Raw genomic sequence first — 24,064 nt, 5'->3', positions numbered from 1 at the left:
CCGTCAGGTCCGTAGGGCCTCGACCGTGTTGCTGCGGATGCCGCCCGGATTGACCACCGTGATCAGCCAGTCGACGGAGCCCGTGGGCGAACCGGCGGGCAGGTCCGGGAACTCGAAGTGCGCCCGGCCGCCCTGCAAGGTCACCCTCGTGGACTCGACCTCGCCGAACTCGGGCCTGCCGTCCGCGACGAGCACCGCCTCGGCGTCGGCGGCGAATCCGCGGCCGGCCAGGGTGACGATCACCGGGTCGTCGATGACGCGGTCGACGAAGACGATCACCGGCGTCTCGGTGCGGCGTACAGCGCCGGCGAGCCGGGCCGTGTCGTCCAGCTGGCCGCTCAGTTCGCGCAGGGCCCGCAGTACGCGAGGGGTGCGCAGGCCCCCGGGCAGGTTGGGGTCGTTGCCCCGCTGGTTCGGATCGGCGAGCCGCTGGGTGCCGCGCACCAGGTTGGTCAGGTTGACCAGGACCGGCCTGAGCGCGATCACTCCGTCCTTGCCCGCGTCCTGGATCAGCCGCGGCCCCTCGGCCGTGGAGACGCGGACCACCCAGTCCAGCAGGTCGGACAGGAGGATGGACGGCGCCGCGCCACCGAAGTCGAGCCGGATCGTCTGGCGTTGTGCCGCGTCGACGAAGACCGACTCCAGGGCGAAGACCAGTTCCTCCACCGACTGGGCGACGACGTCCAGGCTGCGGGAGAGCCGGATCAGGACGGTGCCGAGCGCGGTGCGGTCGGTGGTGCCGGAGAAGAGGTCGCGGTCGGTGTCCCAGCCCGCGGCGAGGGCGAGGACGTGGTCGACGACGATGCGGAAGTTGGTGACGATCCGTTCCTCGTCCAGCGTGCCGATCCGGGCGCCGCTCAGGCCGAACCGGTCGCGCAGCTGGGCGAACTGGCCGCCGACGGCGTCCGGGTCGGGTCGGGTACCGGAGCGGCGGTCGCCGAGCAGCAGGTTGAACAACTCGTCGACGCGCTGGATCCGCGGTCCGCCCTCGACCGCCAACTCGTCGACCAGTTCGCCGAGTTCGGTCCTGATGATGACGCGGATCGCCTCGGCGTCCTGGACGTCGGCGGCGGGGTCGAGCGGGGTGAGGCCGTCGAGCAGCGGAGTGATCTGCTCCAGCGCGTTCCTGGCCCGCTGGTGGATGCTGGCCTGGGCGCCGGTGAGGGCCCCGAGGTCGGCCTGGACGGCGTAGCCGCGCGGGTGCCAGGTGAACTCGGTGTGGCCCTGCACCTCGCGCAGTTCGAAGGCACCGGTCAACGCGGCCTGGAATCCGGAGGTGTTGGAGCCCGGACGCCAGCCGAGAACGTCCCGCAACGCGCCTTCCACGCTCTGGGCGTATCCGGAGGACCGGTCCCCGCCCTGCTGTACGGCGGTCCGGCCCGCGCCGCCGATGCTCTCGGTGAGCACGGGGAAGGTGGCGAGGTCGACGAGGTTCTGGTCGGCGGGGGTGCCGGCGGGCGGCGGACCGGCGCCCTGGGGTTTGCGTGCGAAGACGATGCTTCCGTCACCGATGGAGTTCACGTCGACCGGGAAGCGCCGCACGGGTTCGCCGTCCTCGCTCAGCACATTGACGAGGAACCTGCCGGGGGCGGGTGCGGGCCACTCGTAGAAGCCGCGCGCGTCGGTCTGGCGGGTCGCGAGGACCTCGCCGTCGCTGTCCCGGATCTCCACCGTCGTGAAGGCGAGTGGCTGCCCGTCCTGGTCGCGGACGATGCCACGGATACCGTGCTCCTCCTCGGCGAGGACCAGGTCGGGGACTTCGGTGAGGGACGCGTCGACCACGTCGACGGTGTGCTCGGCGGGCGGGTCGGCGGTCAGCCGGCGGCCGCCCACGTCCACCGGTGAGCGCAACAGGCCCACGGTCCACTTGCGGAAGGGGAGTTGGTCGATGACGTACCTGCCGAAGGTGTCGGTGACGTCCGTGGCCTCGACGGCGCCGTCACCGGCGGCGATCTCGACGCCCGGCAGGGGGGTTCCGAGACGGTCCAGGACACGGCCGCTCACCGTGCCGGCCGGCGCGGCGAGTTCACGGAACACGAAGAAGGCCGAGAGGTCGATGTCGTCGCCGGCCCGGACCTCCGCGTCGATGCGCTCCTGGCCGGGGACGACGGTGACCCGTGATCCGGCACCGAAGGTCGCCCGGGTGGTGTCGACGACGGCGAGGGTGACCCTGCCGACCGGCACGTCCTCGAAGACGCACTCGGTGGTGTGGGCGTCGGTGGCCAGTCGCACGGCGGGCCGGGCGAGGCCGTCGGCGCGGGCGAGTTCGAAGACGATGCCGGTCACACTGTCCACGCCGACGGTGGGTGTGACACGGATCCGTGCGGGGCCCGCCTCGTAGTACACCGTGCTCATGTCCGTGCGCAGCGTGCGCCGGTCGACGACGAAGTGGCCGTCGCTCGGGACGGCTCCGCTGCGGGAGTCGGGCCGGGGCCGCACCAGCACCAGTTCGTCCGGGCAAGCGGCGTAGACGGCGCCGTCGGCCCGGCTGGTGAACTCCTCGCCGGCCACCTCGACGGTGACACCGGAGACCGGTGTGCCGTCTCCGTGCAGGGTCCGGAGCTCGAACAGTCGACGGCCGTCCTCGGGGGCCAGGAGGATGTCGACCGAACGGTCCTCGACGGACGCGATGTGCAACGTCCGCTCGTAGGTGAGACCGCAGACGACCAAAGGACGGCTGAATCCGGGGACCGGCTGTCCCTCGACCGCGATCGCGTGGTCACCGGGCTTGAAGTCCTCCCATTCGGTCCTGCCGTCCGCGTCCGTCGCTTCCAGGCGTGTGCCGTTGTGGCCTCCTCGCCCGTCCACCACCAGCACCACACCGGAGGGCGTCGGCCAGCCCTCCCGCCAAGCCTCGGCGTGCCGGTCCAGCGGATGAGGGCTGAGGAAGACCCGGATCGTGAGCTTCGCCATCGTGCTCTCCTTCCCCTCCAGGTCAGCGGCCGGTGCCGGACGTGGAGCAGTGGTTCTTCAGCTCGGCGAACTCCTGCCAGTAGGCGAGGGCCGCCGGCAGCACATCGCTCCAGAGCGACTGCTGGCATGCGTGGACGCAGCGGACCACCTCGTCCGCCCAGGTGCCGGCTTCCCGGCCGTGCTCCCCGCCGAGGGCGCCCAGTTCGGCGAGGCGTTCCGGGGCCGCCAGCTGGGCGACCAGGATCCGGCCCAGGGTGTGGACGTGCGCCTGGCACCGGGCCACCGACGCGGCGTCCTCGCGCAGGGCGGCCGCGGCCTGTTCCGCCGCACCCGTCGTTTCCAGGACGGCGCCGGCCACCTCGTCCACCAACAGCACATCTCCGCCGTGCGGTTGGTCGGACACGCCGATCAGCTCCAGTTCGCGTGCCGTGTCGCGGAGCCGGCGCACCGCCGCCGTCAGATCGGCGTGCGCGGACTGGACGGTCACCGTCATCGCCTCGCCAGTTCGGTGTAGAAGTTGCGGCTGATCACGCCCGGGCGGGCCAGGCGCCGGTCCAGGGCGGAGCGGGTGGCGCCGACCAGGAAGCGGGCCGGGATGATGCCGGGATCGGTGCCGGCCGCGAGGCGCTCGGCGGCTTCCCGCTGCATCGCGTCCTCCTTGGCCCCGAACGGGATCACCTGGGCGAGACTGCGCCGGCCGAGTTCGGGGAACGGCCGGTAGCACAGGGCGTCCACCACGGCGGGATGAGCGGTGGCGAAGGTCGCGACCAGCTCACGCGGCAGGGTGCCCGCCCTCGGATCGGGGTAGATCGCGGACCACAGGCGGCCGTAGCGGTCGGCCTGTTCGGCGAAGCCCATGCGGCGCAGGAGTTCGACGGAGATCCAGACCCGGAACCACGGAGTGGGGTGCGGACCGCGCGGGTTGTACGTCAGGACGCTCGCCGGGGAGCGGCCCACCACGTCGAGCAGGGAACCGACCACCGCCGGCCCGCCGAGCAGCAGCGCCGACAGGTCGGCGTAGATCTCCCGGTTCCAGCGCACCCAGGTGCGCACCACTGAGGGCGGGAGGCCCTCGGCACGGAGCCTGGCCGCGACCGCGCGGGGCACCGCCTGGTTGAGCCCCAGGTCGCTCTGGAGGTTGTGGGAGACCTCGTGCAGGACGGCGCCCAGGGTCCACGGGTTGACCAGGCGGTGGTACGGGAGTTGGACCAGCGGGAAGGGGTTGAGCCGGCGGCCGAGGCGGCGCAGCGGGATGCCGCGGCGGAAGGTCGCCGGGGAGAACCCGGTCCGCATGAACGAGAACGGGGGCGGTGCCGGCAGCGGCTTGGCCTCGCCCACGCCCAGGTAGGCGGCCTGGTAGCAGGACAGGGCGATGCGGTCGCAGGACAGCAGGGCGTCGGCGAAGACGGACTGGCGCTGGCCGAACAGCTCGAAGTAGAAGTCCCAGATGCGTTCCACCTCACGCACCCAGGTGTGTGCCCGCTCCTTGGTGGTGAGCAGTTCCTGAAGGTGCCGGGTGTCCGGCCGGGCGGCGGCCTGCCGCGCCTGCCGGCCCACCCGGTCGCTGTACCGCAGCAGTTCGACGCGCAGTCGGCCGAGCAGGGCGTTGACGGCCTGGAGGTGACCGGCGGTCGGCGCGGCGGCGCCGGTGCCGAACTCGCCCGGACGGAACGGGCGCAGCGCCGCCGCGTGCCGGGTGACGTTCAGCCCCTGTGCCCGCAGCCAGGGTTGGCGGACGGGCGTCGTGGCCGGCCGGCGCGGCAGCGGGCGGCCGGCCCGGGCGGTGGCGGTACCCGGGTCCGGCGTGCGGGCCGGTGCGGCGGGAGCGGTGGGTGCGCTCATCGGGGGCCGCCGGTCAGACGCCGTAGGGCCCGCGTGGGCGGACCGGACGGTAGGCGGGCACCGGCACCCATGCCACGGACAGCGGCGGCAGCCCGGCGGGCGGGCGCGGTCCGGGGGTCTGCCACACACCGGGGTGACGGGCGGGTGCGCCGCGGCGTCGCGGGAAGGAGCGGGGCGGCCCGGCCACCGGTACCCGCAGGGCGCCCCGCGCGGGGGCCGCGGCCACCCTGCGGACGGCAGCCGCGGAGACCGGTGCCACGCCGGGGGCTCCGGTCCGCACCGCTCGGTGGTAGCGGCGGTCGAGGACACGGGAGCGGCGGACGGCCGCCCTGCGCCGGCGTGGATCGGACAGGACGGCGGCGGTCTGGCCGGCCAGGGTCCGCACGGCCGAGCGTGCGGTGACCGGTCGGCCGCGCGCGACCTGACGGGCCAGACTGCGCGTCGTGCGCAGGGCGATGGTGGGCACGGCCCGGACCAGTGAGCGCGTCGCGGGGTTGCGCCGCAGGGTGCGGGTGACGTTGGCGAGGCCGCGCACGAGTTGCGGTGCTCGCCGGACGACCGCGGGCGCGGCGCTGCGAACCGCTCCGACGGCGAGGGGCACCAGGGCTCCGGCGAACGCCTCGGCCTCCGCCTCGGACCGGGCCGTGGCGGCGGCGTGGCCGAGGTGCTCCATCAGGGCGTCCGTGGAGATCCGGCGCAGCGGGTCGGTCGCCTCGAACTCGCTCTCACCCTCGTCCTCGTCCTCGAAGAGGGCTTCGTCCTCGTACAGGGACTCGTCCTCGTACAGAGCCTCGTCCTCGTACAGGAACTCGTCCTCAAGGAGCGATTCCCCCTCGTACAGGGCCTCGTCCTCGTAGAGGAACTCGTCCTCGTGGAGGGCTTCGTCCTCCCCTTCGAGGAGGAACTCGAACTCCTCCTCCCGGTCACCGTCGGTGAGGGCCCCGAGGGCCGAGCGGGCCGCCCGTCCGGCGAGTCCGGCAAGGCCGGACAGAAAGTCCTCGCCCTCGTCCTCGCCCTCGTAGAGGCCCTCCCACTCGCCCTCCAGCTCGGGGAGCGGAGACGCTCCCGACGTCCTGGGGCCGGCTCCGTTGGTGCTCACGCTCATGGCCGCGGTCCTTCCTGGTCCAGGGCGTCTCGGTCAGCGCAGCCCGGCGTATCCGGGGCGGCGGCGCGCCGGGGTGGCCGGACGGCGGGGGCGTCCCGCGCGGGCGGCCGGTCCGGTGGCGCGGCGCACCGCGGTGGCGGCGCGCACATTGCGCTGCAGTGCGCGGGTGGTCTGCTGCGGGCTGCTGAGCACGCGGCGGGTCTGCCCGGCCATGACCCGGGCCGCGGTACGGCGGGTCACGGGCCGTCCGGCGGCGGCGCGGGCGCCGAGGACGCGTGCGGTGCGCCGGACGATCACCGGTACGGCGCGGACGGCGGGGCGAGTGGCGCGCTGACGGCGGAGCAGCCTGGTCAGTACGCAGGTGGCGCGGACCAGGTGTGGCTGGAGCCGGCGCAGGGCGGCACGGTCCTGGGCGGACAGCGCGGCGACGGTGGCGGCGCCGATCATCGCCTCGGCCTCCGCCTCGGTGCGGGCCTGCGCGGCGACCGCGGCCATCATCTCGGCCATGGCCTCCTGCTGGGTGAGCGGACGGGACGCCTCCTCCTCGGCCTCCGCCTCGAACTCGTCCTCCGCCTCGAACTCGCCCTCCGCCTCGTCCTCGTAGAGGTACTCGTCCTCCCCCAGGGCGCGGGCGGCCATGTTGCCGAGGGCCCCGCCGAGCGGGCCGCCGACGGCACTGCCCACGAGCGGTGCGGCGATGCGGGCCACCCGGCGCAGGGCCGGGGCGGCACGGCGGACGAAGGCGCCGATACGGCGGAAGAAGGCCTCGTCCTCGTACTCCTCCTCGCCTTCGTCCTCGTAGAGGTACTCGTTCTCGAACTCGTCCTCTCCCTCGCCCTGCCCCAGCAGACCGCCGAGGCCGGCCGCGATCCGGCCGAGGAACTCCTCGCCCTCGCCCTCCTCTTCGTAGAGGTACTCGTCCTCCTCTTCGCCGGCGCCCTCGAACTCGCTCTCCAGGGCGGCTTCGTTCTCGTACTCCAGCTGGGCGTGACGCATCTGCATGGCCGCCTCCCTCTGCGCGGTCGGACAACTCACCCTCGGTTCCGGGAGGTTGGCGGGCCAGTGACATGTTCGGCGGTCAGTCGGTCCGGTCGCGCTCGGATGAGCGTCGCTCGGACGTGCTACGCCCGAATCGGGCACGGAGCGGTCGGCCCCGCTGTTAAAGTGCGCTCCATGCCTGTGTGCGTCGCACCGGCCGAGCCGCCGGTCCGCTGAGGCAAGGGGGCCGCCATGAAGGACGGGGCACGAACCGCACTCCTGGACATGGGCGGGACCGCCGCCGAAGTCGAGGCGCTGGTCCAGGCGTTGATAGGAAGACTGGCCGCGTCCGGCGAGCGGGTACTGCTGGACCTGGCGGTGGGCGACATCCGCTGCCTGGTCATCCGGTGCGACCAGGCCGGGCCCATGACCCTGCTGAGTCCTCGCGAGCGGGAGATCGCGCGTATGGTCGCCTGCGGTCATCCCAACAAGACCATCGCCTCGGTGCTGGAGATCAGCACCTGGACGGTCGCCTCCCATCTGCGTCGCATCTTCGTGAAGTTGGACGTGTCGTCACGGGCCGCGATGGTCAACCGGCTGGCCTCGGGAGGCGACCGGCCGGACTCCGAGGCGGACGCGGGCCTCCTGGTGGCGCCGCTCGTACGCCAGGGTTGACGCATGGGGGCGGCGCCGTCCGCCGCCCGCGCCGAGGTCGTCGCCATGAGCGCCCTCGTGCGGCGGCACAATGGGCACATGCCCCGACGCAGCACCCGTCCCACGCACCCCGCCGGCACCTGCCCCTGCGGGCTTCCCGAGCCGTACGAAGCGTGCTGCGGCCGCTACCACTCCGGCACCGCGGCCGCCCCCACCGCCGAGGCGCTGATGCGGTCGCGGTACTGCGCCTTCGTGCGGCAGGACGCCGCCTACCTGCTGCGGACCTGGCACCCCCGGACCCGCCCGGCGAGCCTCGACCTCGACCCCGGCATGCGCTGGACCGGTCTGGAGATCCTCGCCACGGGCGACGGGTCGGCGTTCCACTCGGTCGGGACGGTGACCTTCCGGGCCTCGTTCCGGGGCGGGTCGCTGCATGAGCGGAGCCGGTTCGAGCGGGTGGACGGGGCGTGGGTCTATGTGGACGGGGACTTCCTGGAGTGACCGGCACGGCGGGGGCCGGGCGGAACTCGGTGCCGTCGGGGTGGGTGACCGTGGCGAACCAGGAAGTCGCCCGGACGGTGACACAGCCGGGTTCGTGGACCGTCACCCGGGTTGACCAGGCGCCGGATCGCTTCGAAGCCGAATTCTCAGGCCCGGTCCATGTTCTGCTCCGGCGGATCGACGAGCCGCTCCATGTCCGCGCGTCTGTCTGCCTCGGTCACGGCGCCAGGATGTCCAGCTCCTGGAGCGCCCCCACCGTGATCTCCCGGGTCAGCGTCTCCGCGCGGACCGCGTCGCCCGCGCGGACCGCCTCGGCGACCTGGACGTGCAGTGTGACGGCCTCCGGGTCGGGGTCCTCGAACATGACCTCGTGATGGGTGCGGCCCGCGAGAACCTCGGCGACGACGTCTCCCAGGCGGGCGAACATCTCGTTGCCGGAGGCGGTGAGGATCACGCGGTGGAAGGCCATGTCGTGAATCAGATAGCCCTCCAACTGGTGGCCCCGTGAGTGGGCGACCATGCCGAGCGCGCACTCGGTGAGTTCGGCGCACTGGTCCGCCGTGGCGTACTTCGCCGCGAGGCCCGCCGCGACCGGCTCGATCGCCGAGCGCAGGACCGTCAGGGAGCGCAGCTGTCCGGGGCGGTCGGCGCCGGCCAGACGCCAGCGGATGACCTGCGGGTCGTAGACGTTCCACTGCGCCTTCGGACGGACCGTGACGCCGACGCGGCGGCGGGACTCGACCAGGTGCATGGACTCCAGGACGCGGACCGCCTCCCGCATCACCGAGCGGGACACATCGAACTGCTGGGCGAGTTCGTCCGTGCGCAGGACGCTGCCCGGCGGGTACTCGCCCGCGGTGATCGCGGGGCCGAGGGATTCCAGTACTTGGCCGTGCAGCCCCCGGCCCGATGTGCTCATGCACTCAGCGTACGCGTCAGGTCACGGACTCAAAAAGTCAGACTTATTCATCACAGGCTCTTGAATTTGTCGTACCTAATAGGTTTCAGTTGCGTCGACGCCCGAGGGCGCCGACGTGTCGATGAAGACAGCAGACAGTGAGGCAGCGATGAACACCCCCCATGTCGTCGTGGTGATGGGCGTCGCGGGCACCGGCAAGACCACCATCGGTCCGTTGCTCGCCGCCCGTCTCGGCGTCCCCTACGCCGAGGGCGACGACTTCCACCCGCCCGCCAACATCGCCAAGATGTCGGCCGGCACCCCGCTCACCGACGAGGACCGGTGGCCGTGGCTGGACGCCATCGGCCACTGGGCGGACGGACGGGCGGGACTCGGCGGGGTGGTCAGCTGCTCGGCGCTGAAGCGCTCGTACCGCGACCGGCTGCGCGCCGCCGCTCCCGGGCTCGTCTTCGTGCACCTCGCGGGTGATCGCGCCCTCATCGAGGACCGTATGTCCCATCGGCAGGGGCACTTCATGCCGACCGCGCTGCTCGACTCCCAGTTCGCGACCCTCCAGCCGCTCCAGGAGGACGAGGCGGGAGTCGTCGTGGATGTCACCGGCAGCCCCGAGGAGATCACCGGCCGGGCCGCGAAGGCCCTGACCGAGCTCCCGTAACACCCCCGCGCACCACCTCTCTCCCACCCCCGTACCTGCAAGGGAACCCCCGTGACCAGACTCAGCGTCGAGTTGCTGGCAGCGGATCCGGTCGAGCCCATCACCTCGGCCGGTCACGCTCAGCTGGGCATCGCAGTCCTGGCGGGCATCGCCGTCATCGTCCTGCTCATCACCAAGTTCAAGCTCCACGCGTTCCTGTCGCTGACCATCGGGTCGCTGGCACTGGGCGCGTTCGCCGGAGCCCCGCTCGACAAGGCCATCGCCAGCTTCACGACCGGCCTCGGCACCACCGTCGCCGGCGTGGGCGTGCTGATCGCGCTGGGCGCGATCCTCGGCAAGATGCTCGCCGACTCCGGCGGCGCCGACCAGATCGTCGACACCATCCTCGCCAAGGCGGGCGGCCGCTCGATGCCGTGGGCGATGGTGCTGATCGCCTCGGTGATCGGTCTGCCGCTGTTCTTCGAGGTCGGCGTCGTGCTGCTGATCCCGGTCGTGCTGATGGTCGCCAAGCGCGGCAACTACTCGCTGATGCGCATCGGCATCCCGGCGCTGGCCGGTCTGTCCGTGATGCACGGCCTGGTCCCGCCGCATCCCGGCCCGCTGGTCGCGATCGACGCGGTCAAGGCCGACCTGGGTGTCACGCTGGCGCTCGGTGTGCTCGTCGCGATCCCGACGGTGATCATCGCCGGACCGCTGTTCTCCCGTTACGCGGCCCGCTGGGTGGACGTCCCGGCCCCCGACAGGATGATCCCGCAGCGCGCCTCCGAGGACCTGGACAAGCGTCCCGGCTTCGGCGCCACGCTGATCACGATCATGCTGCCGGTCATCCTGATGCTCTCCAAGGCGCTCGTCGACATCGTCATCGACGACCCCGAGAACACCACGCAGCGCGTCTTCGACGTCATCGGTTCGCCGCTGATCGCCCTGCTCGCCTCCGTGCTCCTCGGCATCTTCACGCTGCTGCGGCCCGCCGGCTTCGGCAAGGACCGGGTCTCCGGCCTGGTGGAGAAGGGGCTCGCGCCGATAGCGGGCATCCTCCTCATCGTCGGCGCGGGCGGCGGCTTCAAGCAGACGCTGATCGACACCGGCGTGGGCGCGATGATCCTGGACATCTCCAAGGACTGGTCGATCCCGGCCCTGCTGCTCGCCTGGCTGATCGCGGTGGCCATCCGCCTCGCGACCGGTTCCGCGACGGTGGCCACGGTCTCCGCGGCCGGTCTGGTGGCCCCGCTGGCCGCCGACATGTCGACGACCCACGCGGCCCTGCTGGTCCTCGCCATCGGCGCCGGCTCGCTCTTCTTCAGCCATGTCAACGACGCCGGGTTCTGGCTGGTCAAGGAGTACTTCGGCCTGAGCGTGGGCCAGACCCTGAAGACCTGGTCCGTGATGGAGACGATCATCTCGGTGGTCGCGGGCGGCATCGTCCTGCTTCTCTCCCTCATCATCTAGGGGTACGACGATGAGTCACCCTCTGTTCGACATCAGCGGCCGGACCGCCCTGGTCACGGGCTCCAGCCGGGGCATCGGACTCGCCCTGGCCCGGGGTCTCGCGGAGGCCGGCTGCACGGTGGTCCTCAACGGACGGGACGGCGAGCGGCTCACCAAGGCCGCCGCCGGACTTCCGGGGGACGTGCACACGGCCGTGTTCGACGTGACCGACGGTGCCTCGGTGGCCGCCGGGATCGCGGACGTCGAGGAACGCGTCGGCCCGCTCGACATCCTGGTCAACAACGCCGGCATGCAACTGCGCGCCCCGCTCCTGGAGTTCACCGACTCCGACTGGCACCGCATCCTGGACACCAATCTGACCAGCGCGTTCCTGGTCGGCCGGGAAGCGGCCCGGCGGATGACGGAACGCGGCCACGGCAAGATCGTCAACATCTGCTCGCTCCAGAGCGAGGTGGCCCGCCCGGGCATCGCGCCCTACGCGGCCACCAAGGGCGCGCTGAAGATGCTCACCAAGGGCATGTGCGCCGACTGGGGCCCGCACGGCGTCCAGGTCAACGGCCTCGGTCCCGGCTACATCGAGACCGAGCTGACCCAAGCCCTCGTCGAGGACGAGGAGTTCAGCTCCTGGGTGCGTCGGCGCACCCCGGCCGGCCGCTGGGGCCGCACCGAGGACCTGGTGGGCGGGGTGCTCTTCCTCGCCTCGCCCGCCGCGGACTTCGTCAGCGGGCAGATCCTGTACGTCGACGGCGGAATGACGAGCGTGCTGTGATGACTCTCGGTTGTGTGATCCACGGTCAGGGCGACCTGCGGGTCGAGGAGGTGGCGGCGCCGTCGCCGGGTCCGGGGCAGGCACTGGTCGCGGTCCGCTACGGCGGGGTCTGCGGCTCCGATCTGCACTACTGGCGGCACGGCGGGGTCGGCGACTTCCGGCTGAGGGAGCCGATGCTCCTCGGGCACGAGGTGGTCGGCACGGTCGTCTCGTACGGTGCCGGAGCGTCAGGTCCGGTTCCCGGTACGGCGGTCGCGGTGCACCCCGCCACGCCCTGCGGGGTGTGTCCGGAGTGCGCCGACGGTCGGCGCAATGTCTGCCGGGACACCCGCTACCTCGGCAGCGCGGCACGCTTTCCGCACGTCCAGGGCGGGTTCGCCGCCGAAGTGGTCGTGCCCGCGGAGCAGTTGAGGGCTCTCCCGGAGGGACTGGAGCTGCGCCGGGCGGCGCTCGCCGAGCCCCTGTCCGTCGCGTTGCACGCGGTGCGGCGGGCCGGGGAGGTCGCGGGCCGGCATGTGCTCGTCACCGGTGCCGGGCCCATCGGCTGTCTGGTGGTCGCGGCGGCGAAGGCGGCCGGTGCGGCCCGGGTGACGGTGACGGACCTGCTGCCCGCGGCGCTGCGGTACGCGGAGATCGCCGGCGCCGACATCGTCGTACGGGCCGACGATCCGGATGATGCCGGGTGGCCTTCCGAGGTGGACGTGGCCGTCGAGGCCTCCGGGGTCGCCGCCGGGCTGGACACCTGTCTGCGGCTGGTGCGGCGCGGGGGTGTGGTGGTGCAGCTCGGGATGTTGCCGCCGGGGCAGTCGCCGTTCGCCGGGAATCTGGTGGTGAGCCGGGAGATCGAGCTGCGGGGGGCGTTCCGTTTCGACGGGGAGTTCGACGCGGCGCTGGAACTGCTCGCGGCCGAGCCGTCGTTCGACGGGCTGGTCAGCGCGGTGGTACCGGTCCGGGCGGCGGAGTCGGCGTTCGTGCTGGCCGCGGACCGGAACGTGTCCTGCAAGGTGCTGCTGGACTTCGCGGGCTGAGCCGGTATCCGCGGCGTCGCCCTGCAAGATCCTGCTGGGCTCAGGGGGTTGACTACGGCTTCCGCTTCGGAAAAGCGGAATCCGGGAGCCCGCCTGCTTGCAAGATCCTGCTCGACTTCGGGACGGAATCGGCTTCCGTCCCGACGCGGTCGGCCCGATGATGGGAGGCCCCTGGGAACGGCATCCCAGGGGCGACCGTGTCGGGGGGCGTCATGGCGGTTTCCCTCGGGATGCGCATCTCGGGGCTGCTCGTCGTCGGAGCGGTGGCGGTGGCCGCCGCGGCCTTCACCGGTGACGGGAGTGATACGTCGGACAGAGGCGACGGCGGAGGCACGATCGTCACGGTCGGTCCCTCGGGCCGTGGACCGGCGGGGCGTACCGGCTCGCCCTCCCCCTCCGCCGTTCCGGGACAGCCCAGGCCCGACGGTCATGTGATCAGCCCCTCCGCGACTCCCGGACCGCTGCGGAGCCCGGACGCCTCGCCCACCCCCAGCCCCTCCCCCTCCCCCACTCCCGCCCCGAGCAAGAGCCCCCTCGACATCCCCGTCTGGCTCCCGCCGGGCCCGGGTTCACCGAACGCCGACGGCGTACCGGACCCGTCCAGCGTCTACGACGGACTCCGCGCGCCCACCGAGTGCCGGACCGCCCTCGACGTCATCCCCGGGGCACCGGCGGACGACGAGTGGCGGCTGCTGCGCGGGCTCGCTTCCGCCTGTCTCGCCGTGCAGGGCAAGGGCGGCAGCTGGGAGACGGCGGCCCGGGACTTCGCGGCGCTCGCGGGGAAGTCCGGCACCTGCAAGGGGCGGGCCGGGTACACGGTGCTGGGCGGGCTGCTCGACTTCCACCGGCGGTACCCCACCGCCACCGTGCGGCTCCAGGCGGCCTCCGGTGGCACGCCCGCGTGCGCGTACGCGATCGCCGGCGTCGATGCGGGCGACGACGGTCAGGCGCGGCCCGGGGAGACGGTCGGCGTCGAACTGTCCGGAACGTACTTCGACCATGGTGAACTGCTGCGGGACGGGCGGGTGTTCGTCGACGGCCGGCAGCTGGACGGGCCGCCGGTCCTGGCCTCCGAGGCGGGTGACCGTCTGGTGCTGGACGTGGTGGTGCCGGTGGTGGAGGGGCTGCCGAGGGCCGTCGACGTGGCCGTCCGGTTCGGAGGTGCCGAGGTGCGGGCGGAGGACGCGTTCACCGTCGTGGCGCCCGCTCCCACGGTGTCCGAGTCGGCGACGCCCACCGCGTCAGTGGCGCCACAGGGAGTGTTCCCGCTTCGCCCATTCCCTGCTCACCGTGCCCGTCCGCAGGCCGCGCCGGGCCTCCGGGTCCCCTAGCGCCATGCCGATGTGGCCGGCGAGGACGATGCCGATGGTCAGGGCCAGCCAGTCGTGGACGAAGGTCGCGCTGGTGCGCCACTGGATCGGGGTGAGGTGGGTGAACCACATCAGCAGTCCGGTGCCGAGCATCACCAGCGTGGCGCCGGCGATCCAGGAGGCGTAGATCTTCTGCCCGGCGTTGAACTTGCCCGCCGGGCGCGCCGAGGGCCGCTTGTCGCGGCGCAGGGCGGCCCGCAGCCAGATCCGGTCGTGCGGGCCGAAGCGGTTCAGGAGGCGCAGGTCGGCGCGGAAGCGGCGGGAGGCGAGGCCGGCCAGGACGGGGACCGGCAGGGCCAGGCCGGACCACTCGTGGACGCGGACCACCAGCTCTCGGCGGCCGACGAGCTCGGCGAGCTGAGGGACGTAGAGACAGGCGGCGGTGAGCACGCAGACGCCCATCAGGGCGGCGGTCGTGCGGTGCACCCAGCGCGGGGCGCGGCCGAAGCGGCGTACGCGCGTCTGCGGCGGGGCTTCAGCTCGTAGGCTCATCGTCCCGTCCGTTCGACCTGCCGACCCAGGCGTCGATGTCGTAGCCGCGCTCCTCCCAGTAGCCGGGGTCCACGTCCTCGGTGACGGTGATGCCGGAGAGCCACTTGGCGGACTTGTAGAAGTACATGGGCGCCACGTAGAGGCGGACCGGGCCGCCGTGGCTGTGGCCGAGCTCCTTGTCCTGCATGCGCAGGGCGACCAGGACGTCCGCGCGGCGGGCCTGGTCGAGGGTGAGGCTCTCGGTGTAGGTGCCGTCGAAACAGGTGAAGCGGATGGCCGTGCCCTTGGGCTGTACTCCGGCGGTGTCGAGCAGCCGGGAGAGGCGTACGCCCTCGAACGGGGTGTCGGGGACCCGCCAGCCGGTGACGCACTGGACGTCCTTGACCATCCGGGTCTGGGGCATCGCCCGCAGGTCGTTCAGGGTGTAGGTGGCCGGGCGGTCGACGAGACCGTCGATCTTCAGGCGGTAGTTCGAGGCGTTCTTGTGGGGGACGGAGGAGGCGACCGAGTAGTAGCGGAAGCCGCCCCCGTTGGGGAGCAGACCGGTGAGGCCGGTGGGATCCTTGTCGGCCGCGCTGCCCAGGAAGGACTCCAGGCCGCGTTGCAGGGTGGGGGCCGCGACCACGCCGAGGGCACCCAGGCCGAGGGTGCCGAGGAGGACACGGCGGCCGATGGGCCTGCCCTGTTCCTCGGGTTGTCCGGAGTTCACGCATTCATTCGAACACCCGCGAGCCCCGGGGGGCCAGGGTTCGCGGGTACCCGTCAGACTTCCGTAACCACTTCTTACGAAGAGGCCGCCTTGTCCAGCTGGAACGCCTCGTTGCCCTGACCGATGCGGGCGTGGGCCTCGGGCGAGCGGGCACGCAGGAACAGGCCCTGGACCAGGCCGACGACCAGGGCCAGGCCGATGATGCCGGGCAGGAGCCAGCTCAGGGACGAGTCCGGTCCGGCGCCGACCAGGACGTCGAAGTCCTTGACGGTGTAGCCGGCGATGACGAGCAGGGCGATGCCGGCGAGCGCGGAGGTGACCAGGCGCCAGGCCTGGGTGCCGGCCGCGCCGCGCCGGACGAAGAAGACGACCACCGAGAAGGAGGCCGCCGCCATCAGCAGGATCACACCGAGGGCGCCGATGTTGCCGCCCCAGGTGAACAGGTGCAGGACGGGTTCGGTGGGGTCGCCGGCCGGCTTGTCGTCGGCGAACGCGAAGGCGGCGACGATCACCACCGAGACGATCGTCTGGAGCAGGGACCCGGTGCCGGGGGCGCCGCTGGTGCCGGTGGTGCGGCCGAAGGCGGCGGGGAGCAGGCCCTCGCGGCCCATGGCGAAGGCGTAGCGGGCGACGACGTTGTGGAAGCTGAGCATGGCGGCGAACATGCCGGTCACGAAGAGGATGTGCAGGACGTCGGTGAAGGTGCCGCCGAGGCGGGACTCGGTGAGGTTGAACAGCAGTCCGGCGCTCTGCTTCTGGGACTCGCCGACGATCGCGGAGGGCCCGGTGGCGACGGTGAGCGCCCAGCTGCTGACCGCGAAGAAGACGGCGACCCCGCCGACGGCCAGGAACATCACGCGGGGCACCAGGACGTGCGGGCGGCTGGTCTCCTCGGCGTAGACGGGTGCCTGCTCGAAGCCGAGGAAGGCCGCGATGCAGAAGCACAGGGCGGTGCCGACGCCCGCGCCGGTGAGGGTGTCCGGGTTGAAGGCGTGCAGGGACAGGCCCTCCTTGCCGGGGTCGGCGACGGCGGCGATGTCGAAGATGACGACCAGGGCCACCTCGATGACCAGCAGGACGCCGAGCACCTTCGCGTTGACGTCGATCTTCAGCCAGCCCAGGGCGCCGACGGCGAGCGCGGCGACCAGGGCCGGTATCCACCAGGCGACCTCCACCTCGGCGTAGGTGGCGAAGAGGCCGGAGACCTCGAAGCCGAAGATGCCGTAGATGCCGACCTGGAGGGCGTTGTAGGCGACCAGCGCGACCAGCGCCGCGCTCGCGCCGGCCGTGCCGCCGAGGCCGCGGGAGATGTACGCGTAGAAGGCGCCGGCGTTGTGGACGTGCCGGCTCATCTCGGCGTAGCCGATGCCGAACAGGACGAGGATCACGCCGAGGAGGACGAAGAGCAGGGGCTGTCCGACGATGCCCATCACCGCGAATGTGGTGGGCATGACACCCGCGACCACCATGAGGGGGGCGGTCGCGGCGAGCACGGACAGCAGCAGGCCACCGGTGCCCAGGCGGTCGGCGCGCAGGGCCCGCTCCTGGCCCTTGAAGGTGCTGATGCCGTCGGTTCTCTTCGTACTCGAACTGTCCGTTGTCACGGGGAGACCGTCCTTTTCGGGGAGGGGAGGGCGTCACACCGTGCCGAGCGCGCTGTCGCGTGCGGCACGGAAGGCTGTGGTGGGGTCGCGGTCGGGGTAGGCCCAGGGGGCGGGGGTGGGGTGCTCGCCGATGCGGTGGAACAGGGCGGCGGCCTCGGCGCCCCGGCCCTCGCAGACCTTGGCGTGGGCGAGGAAGTTGAGGTCGACGAGGCGGCGGGGGTGGCCCTCGTGCTCCCACTCCAGCCACCAGTCGAAGGCGGCCTTCATCACCTGGCGGGCCCGGCGGCCGACCCAGTGCCCCGAGGCGGCCGGGTCGGGGGGCTCGTGGCCGGCGGCGGCGAGGACGCGGTAGCGCTCGGCGTGCGCGATGACCGGGAGGATCGCGAGCGGGGAGTCGGCGGGGGCCTGCTCGGCGGCCCAGTTGGCGAAGTCGTAGACCTCGTGCAGCGGGTCCGGGCCGGCGTCGGCGCGGTGCTCGGCGAGCCGGGCGACCATCAGATGGTGGGCGTGGTGGTGGTCGGCGTAGCGGCGGCGGACCTCCTCGAAGATCCGCACGGCGTTCCCGGCCCCGGCCGTGCCATGCTCCAGCAGGAGCAGGCCGAGCCAGGGGGTGGGGTCGGCGGGGGCGCGCTCGGCGGCGGTCCGGCAGGCCTCGACGGCGCGGTCCGGCTTCTCCTTGCCGCGCAGGGCGCGCTGGACCTGGGCGAGGGCGAGCAGGACGGCGGCGTCGGCGGACTCGGGTTCGGCGAGCAGCCAGTCGCGGGTCCAGGCGGCGCTGTAGGGCTCCAGGGCGAGGACGGTCACGCGGTGGCCGCGCAGGTCCCAGTCGTCGCCGGACTGGGCGATCAGCGAGCGGGCGGCCTGCCAGCGGCCCTGGGCCAGGGCGGCGCGGGCGGAGACGAGTTCGGCGTCGTCGAGGGCGGCGTCGAAGGCCTGGGCCGCGCGTCTTCGGCTGCGGCCCAGTGGTGGCGGGGGTGGAGACACCGCGGAGACTTCCTCACGCGACGTTGCTCGACGTCGTAGTTCGGTTGCGTGGGCAGATGGTCACGGACAGCAAACCCGCAGCCAATGGTTCCCGTCAAGGCTGGGGCGGGTGTTACACGGTTCAACTGACGTGACTGGAGGGGCAGTTGTGATCAAGAGGGGAGGGCCGCCGGGCGCTTTGTGTGGCGTACGCCATGGCGCCATCGGCCGCGCCCCCGCACGATGGCGGGACGGTCGTACGGGTGACCGCGTCAACCGCCCGGTTCCGGGTACTCCGGGGAGCAAGCCAGGCCCAAGGACGCTACAGTCGGCCCCTACCCGCCCCGCAGCCCGGCCCAGTGATCGAGGTACGCAGCGTGTCGGTTCTTGTTCTGGTTCTCGCCGTGAGCGCCGCCTGCTGCCTGGGCTTCGGTTTCGTCCTCCAGCAGAACGCGGCCCAGCGGGCACCCCTGAACGACTTCCTCTCGCCGCGGCTCCTCCTGGACCTGGTCAAGGTGCCTCGCTGGCTCGGCGGTATCGCCCTCATGGTGGCCGGCATGGTCCTCGGCGCGATCGCGCTGGGGCAGGGCGAGATCTCCCTGGTGGAACCGCTGCTGGCGACGAACCTGCTGTTCGCGATGGCTCTCTCCCGTCACCAGACCAAGCAGTCACTGGGCCGCCAGGGCTGGGCGGGCCTGCTGCTCCTCGCGGGCGGCGTGACGACGTTCATCGTCGCGGGCGAACCCCGCGGCGGTACGGCGGTCACGGACCCCTTCCGGCACTGGCTGATCATCGGCGCGATGATCGGTCTCGCACTGCTGCTGACGGCGTACGCGAAGCGGTCCCGGCTGGTCGCGGGTCCGGCGCTGCTCGCGGTGGCGGCCGGACTGCTGTACGGCGTGCAGGACGCGCTGACGCGGGTGAGTGGCGAGCGCTTCTCCGAGGGCGGCCTCGTGCACGTCCTCACCGGCTGGCAGCCGTACGCGGTGCTGGTGCTCGGCGTGACCGGCCTCGTGCTCGTCCAGAGCGCCTTCGAGACGGCCTCCCTGCGGATGTCGCTGCCCGCCCTCACCGCCGCCCAGCCGCTCGCCGGGATCATCTGCGGTGTGGGTTTCCTGGGCGACCGGCTGCGCACCGACGCGGGGGCGCTCGCGTGGGAGGCGGCGGGACTGGCCGCGGTCGTGGTGGGCATCGTGCTGCTGGGACTGCATCCGGCGATGCCGTGCGGGGCGGTGGAGCGGCCGGCGCGGGCGCGGGATCTTCAGCCCAACTGAGGGTGCGGGGGTCGACCGATCAGCGGTGGGGTGTCGGCTGCGGGCGAGTGGGGGCTGGTCGCGCCCACGCGGCGGAGCCGCAAGTCGCACACAGCCCCGCGCCCCTAGGGCGGTGTGATCAGGCCTGCTTGGATGGGCCCCATGAGTTCTGCTGACGAGATCCTCGACATCGTCGACGAGAACGACCAGGTCGTCGGGCAGTCCCCGCGCGGTGCGGCTTACGCCCAGGGGCTGCGTCACCGTTGCGCTTTTATCCAGGTGCGGGACGCCGGCGGCCGTCTCTTCGTTCATCGCCGCACTCCGACCAAGCTGGTCTTCCCTTCCCTGTACGACATGTGGGTCGGCGGAGTGGTCGGCGCGGGTGAGAGCTACGACGAGGCGGCGCTGCGGGAGGCCGAGGAGGAGCTGGGGGTCTCCGGGCTTCCGTCCCCCGCGTTCCTGTTCAAGTTCCTGTACGACGACGGCGCCGGGCAGACCTGGTGGTCGGCGGTGTACGAGGTCCGCTGCGAGCTGCCGGTGAACCCTCAGGTCGAGGAGGTCGCCTGGCACGACTTCCTGCCGGAGGAGGAGGTGGAGCGGCGGCTGTCGGAGTGGGAGTGGGTGCCGGACGGCTTGGACGCCTACGAGCGGCTGCGGGCCTACCGGGCGGCCGGCTGATCCATGGCCGGACGGCCCGCGAGCGCGTCGGCGAGGGCGTGCGCCTGCTCCCGGGTGATGCCGTGGCCCAGCGCCGCGGTCCGCGGGCTGTGCCGGTCCCCGCACACCGCGAGCGGCCCGGGCTCGGCGGTGCCGCCGCTGAGCGGGCTCCGGCCCTGGACACTCCAGGTGGGCGCCTCCCAGAACGGATGCTCCACGAACTGCTCCGCCAGGTCCGGCGCCACCTCCGCGGCGACCCCGACCGCGGTGAGCGCCCGGGATATCCGCTCCGCCATCTCGTCGACCGGCACCTCCGCGTCGCCGAACGCGGGCAGCAGCAGAAGCAGCCGCAGATCGGCGTCCCGCACCCCCTCGGCGTCCGCCGGGGCCGACTCGGCCACGGCGAGCAGCTCCGGCCAGGACAGCCCCGGCCCGCTGTAGTGGCCCTCGATCGAGGCCAGGTGGAGGTGGCGCGCCCAGTCGGGGTGGGTGACCAGGTAGTCCGTGCCCGAGTCCTCCGGGTGGTTGCGGTGGACGATCCACAGCAGGTGCCCGCCCGCCATGGGGAGGCGGTAGGCCGGCCACACCGTCGATGCCGTGCCGTACAGCTGCTCGACGGCCTCGTCGACATCCGCCGTGTCCGCGCCGAAGGCCTCGGGCTCCTCGGCTATCTCGTCCCAGACCGGGCCGTAGTAGACGGGCCAGAACCCGGGCAGGTCGAGCAGGTGCTCGGCGGGGGCGATGCCGAACTCGGGCTCCGTGTACCCGGCCAGTGACGAGGGAAGATCCATGTCCCGAACCGTAGCGGGCGGCACTGACAACGCCCCTTCGCAGAAGGCCGGGTAGGGTCCAGGGCGTGATCGATTTTGTACAGAACGTCCGTCTCTGGTTCGCCCCCCAGGAGGTTCGGCAGGACGGCAAGACGCCCGACTACCGGTTCTCGCTCGCCAACGAGCGCACCTTTCTGGCCTGGCTGCGGACCGCGCTCGCGCTCATCGGCGGCGGGTTCGCGGTGGACCAGTTCCTGCCGGATCTGCGGTGGGGATGGCGGGTCGGGCTGGCGCTCGCGCTGCTCGGGGCCGGCGTGCTGTGCTCGTTGCGCGCGGTCAATCACTGGATGCGGTGCGAGCGGGCGATGCGACGGGGTGAGGATCTGCCCGTGTCACGGTTCCCGGCCCTGCTGAGCGTCGTCGTGGCGGTCGTCGCCGTCGCGATGGTCTTCGTCGTGCTCGTCGGGTGGGAGGGGTGAGCGCGCCGGCCACCGAGGAACGGGATCCCGGACTCCAGCCCGAGCGCACCCGCCTCGCCTGGCGCCGTACGACCCTCTCCGGCACCGTCTCCGCCGTACTCGCCGTGAAGACCGCGCTGCACGGCGGTCCGTCCGCCTCCGGGATCGTCGCCTGCGCGCTGGCCTGTGTCCTCTGGCTGGGCTTCCTGCTGCTCGCGCACCGCCGTATCCGCGCCCTGGCCACCGCCGGCATCCCCGCCGCGATCGCCCCGCGCCATGCCACGACGGCGGTCCTGTGCACCGTGGCGCTGGCCGTGTGCGGGGCCGCCCTGGTGTTCTAGCCCCCGCTAGCCCACCTCGTCCGGCCCCTCGGCCCCCTCCCCCTCGGACTCCCGGTCCACCGTCACCACGATCTTCCCCCGGGTCCGTCCCTCCTGGTTCAGCCGCTGCGCCTCCGCCGTCCGCTCCAGCGGGAACGTCCGCGACACATGCACCGACACCACGCCCTGTTCCGCCAGTGCGGACAGGCGCCGGAGGTCCTCGGCGTCCGGGCGCACCCAGTAGTAGCGGCCGCCGTAGCCGACGACCTCCCCGTCGGCGATGGACACCAGGCGGCCCTCGGGTGCCAGCAGGTTCGCCGAGACCGTGAGGGTCTCGCCGCCGACGGTGTCGAACACCGCGTCCACACCCTCGGGGGCCAGCCCGCGCACCCGTTCGGCGAGCCCCTCGCCGTACTCGACGGGCTCGCCGCCCAGGCCCCGGACGAAGTCGTGGTTGCCCTTGCTCGCCGTACCGATGACCCGGGCCCCGAAGTGGCGGGCCAGCTGCACGGCGATGGAGCCCACGCCGCCCGCCGCCGCGTGCACCAGGACCGTCTCGCCGCGTTTGACCTGGAGCGCCTTCACGAGGACCTGGTAGGCGGTGAGCCCCACCAGCGGCAGGCCGGCCGCCTCCTCGTAGGAGAGGTTGCGGGGTTTGGGGGCGAGGGTGCGGACCGGGGCGGCCACGTACTCGGCGAAGGTGCCCCGGGAGAGGAAGTCCTCACGGACGTATCCGATGACCTCGTCGCCGACCGCGAACTCGGTGACGGAGACCCCGAGTCCGACCACGACCCCGGCGACGTCCCAGCCGGGGACCACCGGGAAGACGGGGTCGAGGATGCGGTCGAGATGGCCCTCGCGCGCGTGCCAGTCGACCGGGTTGACCGCCGCCGCCCGGACCTTGACCAGCACCGCGTCGACGCCGACCTTGGGGTCGCGCACCTCCCCGTATGCGAGGACCTCGGGTCCGCCGTAGCGTGAGTAGCTGATGCCCTTCATGGCTCCGACACTCCGGGGTACTCGGACGCCACGCAAGCGGGATGCCCGGATATGCGGCGTTCGCGTGGCAGCCTGTCCGACGGCATCGGCAACATCTCCGAAGGTGAGCAGCATGACCACCCTCCACCAGGAACACGCCTCCCACGCGCACGTGCACGGCCCCGACTGCGGGCACACCGAGGTGCCGCACGGGGACCACGTCGACTACGCGCACGGCGGGCATCTGCACCGCGAGCACAGCGGCCACTGGGACGAGTGCGAGCCGGGCGGGCACGTCACCCATGACGGTCACGAGCACGCGCACGGGGACGACTGCGGCCACGAGAGCGTGCTGCACGGCGACCACGTCGACTATCTGCACGACGGTCACCGGCACGCCAAGCACGACGGCCACTGGGACGACCACTGATCCAGGCCACGGATCCAGGCCGCTCATCCACGCCGCCAGGCCGAGAAGCAACCCCCGACAGCTCCCCGTCGCACCGCGCGGGGAGCTGTCGGCCTAGGGTGGCGAACCGGGGTGATGCCGAGGGTGGCTCAGATCACGTTCGCGCTACGCACTGGACGGCATACCGACCGGTCGGCATCATGACTCGGGAACCGTTCACCTGCCCGTAGGAGCGATGCATGAGCCCCGACCATCCGCCCGGACTCGACCTCGACCGGCTGCGCGGCCTGCTCGACCGCGAGCGGCCCGGACTGGTCCACGGCCCCCTGACCGGCCGGCTGATCGAGGGCGGACGGTCGAACCTCACCTACGCGCTCTCCGACGGCACGTCGAAGTGGGTCGTACGGCGTCCTCCGCTCGGCCATGTCCTGGCCACCGCGCACGACATGAAGCGCGAGCACCGGGTGATCAGCGCCCTGCACCCGACGAAGGTGCCGGTGCCGCGGCCCGTGCTGCTGTGCGAGGACGAGGAGGTGCTGGGAGCGCCGTTCTACGTCATGGAGTTCGTCGAGGGCACGCCGTACCGCACCGCCGACCAGCTGCTCCCGCTCGGCCCCGAGCGCACCCGGGGCGCGGTGCTGTCCCTCGTGGACACCCTCGTCGAGCTGCACGCGGTGGACCCCGCCGAGGTGGGTCTCGCGGACTTCGGCCGCCCCGAGGGCTTCCTGGACCGGCAGCTGCGCCGCTGGGGCAAGCAGCTGGACGCCTCCCGCAACCGTGAGCTGGCCGGCATCGACGAGCTGCACGCGGCGCTCGGCCGGCAGCTGCCGACGTCCCCCGAGGCGACCGTCATCCACGGCGACTACCGGCTCGACAACGTGCTGATCGGTGACGACGACAGCATCAAGGCGATCCTCGACTGGGAGATGTCGACCCTCGGCGACCCGCTCACCGACCTGGGCCTGCTGGTCATGTACAGCCTGCCGCTGGGCATGCCCGACTCCCCCGTGTCCACGACGGCCGAGGCGCCGGGGCACCCGGATCCGGCCGAACTCATCGAGCGGTACGCGGCGCGCTCCGGACGCGATGTCTCCACGGTCTCCTGGTACACGGCGTTCGCCTGGTTCAAGCTCGCCGTGATCCTCGAGGGCATCCACTACCGCTACACCCAGGGCCAGACGGTCGGCGCCGGCTTCGACCGCATCGGCGACCTCGTCCCCGTCTTCATCTCGCACGGCCTGACCACCCTTCAGGAAGGCTGATCCGCC

General features: G+C 72.4%; 25 protein-coding genes. 13 read left to right on the top strand and 12 right to left on the bottom strand.

What is annotated here, in order from left to right; all coding sequences use genetic code 11:
• Positions 1–3 precede the first annotated feature (3 nt).
• Genes ACFY0U_RS28770 through ACFY0U_RS28750 form a run of 5 tightly spaced genes read right to left on the bottom strand, consistent with a single transcriptional unit; the run spans position 4 to position 6,862 of the window.
• Positions 4–2,913: a carboxypeptidase regulatory-like domain-containing protein gene (locus ACFY0U_RS28770; RefSeq protein WP_388640685.1), complete on the bottom strand. Its 2,910-nt coding sequence runs from the start codon at positions 2,911–2,913 to the stop codon at positions 4–6.
• Between the two features lie 22 nt (positions 2,914–2,935).
• Positions 2,936–3,400, bottom strand: coding sequence for a hypothetical protein (locus ACFY0U_RS28765; protein ID WP_388640683.1), 465 nt, complete (start codon positions 3,398–3,400; stop codon positions 2,936–2,938).
• Positions 3,401–3,402: 2 nt separating this feature from the next.
• On the bottom strand, positions 3,403–4,755 hold the full coding sequence (locus ACFY0U_RS28760; protein WP_388640681.1) for a hypothetical protein: 1,353 nt from the start codon (positions 4,753–4,755) through the stop codon (positions 3,403–3,405).
• Between the two features lie 13 nt (positions 4,756–4,768).
• Complete coding sequence (locus ACFY0U_RS28755) at positions 4,769–5,860, bottom strand: hypothetical protein (protein ID WP_388640678.1); 1,092 nt, start codon at positions 5,858–5,860, stop codon at positions 4,769–4,771.
• 33 nt (positions 5,861–5,893) lie between these two features.
• The gene (locus tag ACFY0U_RS28750; protein WP_388640676.1) at positions 5,894–6,862 is read right to left on the bottom strand and encodes a hypothetical protein; all 969 of its coding nucleotides are present in this window, start codon (positions 6,860–6,862) and stop codon (positions 5,894–5,896) included.
• A gap of 228 nt (positions 6,863–7,090) precedes the next feature.
• Here ACFY0U_RS28750 and ACFY0U_RS28745 point away from each other — a divergent pair, with 228 nt between their 5' ends.
• Together ACFY0U_RS28745 and ACFY0U_RS28740 are read left to right on the top strand one after the other, a co-directional pair.
• Complete coding sequence (locus ACFY0U_RS28745) at positions 7,091–7,513, top strand: LuxR C-terminal-related transcriptional regulator (RefSeq protein ID WP_388640673.1); 423 nt, start codon at positions 7,091–7,093, stop codon at positions 7,511–7,513.
• A gap of 78 nt (positions 7,514–7,591) precedes the next feature.
• Positions 7,592–7,993, top strand: a complete 402-nt coding sequence (locus ACFY0U_RS28740) for a YchJ family protein (RefSeq protein WP_388640671.1) — start codon at positions 7,592–7,594, stop codon at positions 7,991–7,993.
• Between the two features lie 217 nt (positions 7,994–8,210).
• Here the strand turns inward: ACFY0U_RS28740 and ACFY0U_RS28735 are convergent, their stop codons facing one another.
• Positions 8,211–8,912 carry a FadR/GntR family transcriptional regulator gene (locus tag ACFY0U_RS28735; protein WP_388640668.1) on the bottom strand — a complete coding sequence of 234 codons (702 nt, stop codon included), beginning with the start codon at positions 8,910–8,912 and terminating at the stop codon, positions 8,211–8,213.
• 148 nt (positions 8,913–9,060) lie between these two features.
• On the opposite strand from ACFY0U_RS28735, the gene ACFY0U_RS28730 reads away from it, so the two are divergent.
• From ACFY0U_RS28730 to ACFY0U_RS28710, 5 genes are all read left to right on the top strand, one after another.
• Positions 9,061–9,567, top strand: a complete 507-nt coding sequence (locus tag ACFY0U_RS28730; RefSeq protein ID WP_388640666.1) for a gluconokinase — start codon at positions 9,061–9,063, stop codon at positions 9,565–9,567.
• Positions 9,568–9,618: 51 nt separating this feature from the next.
• Positions 9,619–11,016: a GntP family permease gene (locus tag ACFY0U_RS28725; RefSeq protein ID WP_388640663.1), complete on the top strand. Its 1,398-nt coding sequence runs from the start codon at positions 9,619–9,621 to the stop codon at positions 11,014–11,016.
• A 10-nt stretch (positions 11,017–11,026) separates the two neighbouring features.
• Complete coding sequence (locus ACFY0U_RS28720; RefSeq protein WP_388640660.1) at positions 11,027–11,785, top strand: SDR family oxidoreductase; 759 nt, start codon at positions 11,027–11,029, stop codon at positions 11,783–11,785.
• Positions 11,785–12,813 carry an L-idonate 5-dehydrogenase gene (locus ACFY0U_RS28715; RefSeq protein ID WP_388640657.1) on the top strand — a complete coding sequence of 343 codons (1,029 nt, stop codon included), beginning with the start codon at positions 11,785–11,787 and terminating at the stop codon, positions 12,811–12,813. The genes ACFY0U_RS28720 and ACFY0U_RS28715 overlap by 1 nt, the downstream gene beginning before the upstream one ends.
• Positions 12,814–13,025: 212 nt before the next feature.
• Positions 13,026–14,144, top strand: coding sequence for a hypothetical protein (locus ACFY0U_RS28710; RefSeq protein ID WP_388640654.1), 1,119 nt, complete (start codon positions 13,026–13,028; stop codon positions 14,142–14,144).
• Here ACFY0U_RS28710 and ACFY0U_RS28705 read toward each other — a convergent pair.
• From ACFY0U_RS28705 to ACFY0U_RS28690, 4 genes are all read right to left on the bottom strand, one after another.
• Positions 14,055–14,675, bottom strand: a complete 621-nt coding sequence (locus ACFY0U_RS28705) for a cytochrome b/b6 domain-containing protein (protein ID WP_388640652.1) — start codon at positions 14,673–14,675, stop codon at positions 14,055–14,057. The two genes, ACFY0U_RS28710 and ACFY0U_RS28705, sit on opposite strands and share 90 nt — an antisense overlap.
• Positions 14,659–15,384: a molybdopterin-dependent oxidoreductase gene (locus ACFY0U_RS28700; RefSeq protein ID WP_388640649.1), complete on the bottom strand. Its 726-nt coding sequence runs from the start codon at positions 15,382–15,384 to the stop codon at positions 14,659–14,661. Before ACFY0U_RS28700 ends, ACFY0U_RS28705 begins: the two co-directional genes overlap by 17 nt.
• A 74-nt stretch (positions 15,385–15,458) precedes the next feature.
• Entirely contained in the window at positions 15,459–16,988 is a 1,530-nt protein-coding gene (locus ACFY0U_RS28695; protein ID WP_388640646.1) for an APC family permease, read from the bottom strand.
• Positions 16,989–17,021: 33 nt separating this feature from the next.
• On the bottom strand, positions 17,022–17,972 hold the full coding sequence (locus ACFY0U_RS28690) for a hypothetical protein (RefSeq protein WP_388640643.1): 951 nt from the start codon (positions 17,970–17,972) through the stop codon (positions 17,022–17,024).
• A 356-nt stretch (positions 17,973–18,328) separates the two neighbouring features.
• Here ACFY0U_RS28690 and ACFY0U_RS28685 point away from each other — a divergent pair, with 356 nt between their 5' ends.
• Together ACFY0U_RS28685 and ACFY0U_RS28680 are read left to right on the top strand one after the other, a co-directional pair.
• Positions 18,329–19,225 (top strand): DMT family transporter, encoded by an 897-nt coding sequence (locus tag ACFY0U_RS28685; protein WP_388640640.1) that lies wholly within the window; start codon positions 18,329–18,331, stop codon positions 19,223–19,225.
• Positions 19,226–19,366: 141 nt separating this feature from the next.
• Positions 19,367–19,882 carry an NUDIX hydrolase gene (locus ACFY0U_RS28680; RefSeq protein ID WP_388640637.1) on the top strand — a complete coding sequence of 172 codons (516 nt, stop codon included), beginning with the start codon at positions 19,367–19,369 and terminating at the stop codon, positions 19,880–19,882.
• Here the strand turns inward: ACFY0U_RS28680 and ACFY0U_RS28675 are convergent.
• The gene (locus ACFY0U_RS28675; RefSeq protein ID WP_388640635.1) at positions 19,864–20,652 is read right to left on the bottom strand and encodes a hypothetical protein; all 789 of its coding nucleotides are present in this window, start codon (positions 20,650–20,652) and stop codon (positions 19,864–19,866) included. The two genes, ACFY0U_RS28680 and ACFY0U_RS28675, sit on opposite strands and share 19 nt — an antisense overlap.
• A gap of 65 nt (positions 20,653–20,717) precedes the next feature.
• On the opposite strand from ACFY0U_RS28675, the gene ACFY0U_RS28670 reads away from it, so the two are divergent.
• Entirely contained in the window at positions 20,718–21,110 is a 393-nt protein-coding gene (locus ACFY0U_RS28670) for a YidH family protein (protein WP_388640633.1), read from the top strand.
• Complete coding sequence (locus tag ACFY0U_RS28665; RefSeq protein WP_388640630.1) at positions 21,107–21,430, top strand: DUF202 domain-containing protein; 324 nt, start codon at positions 21,107–21,109, stop codon at positions 21,428–21,430. Before ACFY0U_RS28670 ends, ACFY0U_RS28665 begins: the two co-directional genes overlap by 4 nt.
• Positions 21,431–21,436: 6 nt before the next feature.
• Here the strand turns inward: ACFY0U_RS28665 and ACFY0U_RS28660 are convergent, their stop codons facing one another.
• Positions 21,437–22,408: an NADP-dependent oxidoreductase gene (locus ACFY0U_RS28660; RefSeq protein WP_388640627.1), complete on the bottom strand. Its 972-nt coding sequence runs from the start codon at positions 22,406–22,408 to the stop codon at positions 21,437–21,439.
• A 112-nt stretch (positions 22,409–22,520) separates the two neighbouring features.
• On the opposite strand from ACFY0U_RS28660, the gene ACFY0U_RS28655 reads away from it, so the two are divergent.
• A complete protein-coding gene (locus tag ACFY0U_RS28655; RefSeq protein ID WP_388640625.1) occupies positions 22,521–22,817 on the top strand; it encodes a hypothetical protein in 297 nt (98 codons plus the stop codon).
• A gap of 218 nt (positions 22,818–23,035) precedes the next feature.
• Positions 23,036–24,058 (top strand): phosphotransferase family protein, encoded by a 1,023-nt coding sequence (locus ACFY0U_RS28650; RefSeq protein WP_388640622.1) that lies wholly within the window; start codon positions 23,036–23,038, stop codon positions 24,056–24,058.
• Positions 24,059–24,064: the final 6 nt, after the last annotated feature.

The organism is Streptomyces sp. NPDC001536, from assembly GCF_042894505.1.
Classification (GTDB): Bacteria; Actinomycetota; Actinomycetes; order Streptomycetales; family Streptomycetaceae; genus Streptomyces.
Note: the sequence above shows the minus strand (reverse complement) of the source record. Positions and strands in the feature narration are given on the sequence as shown.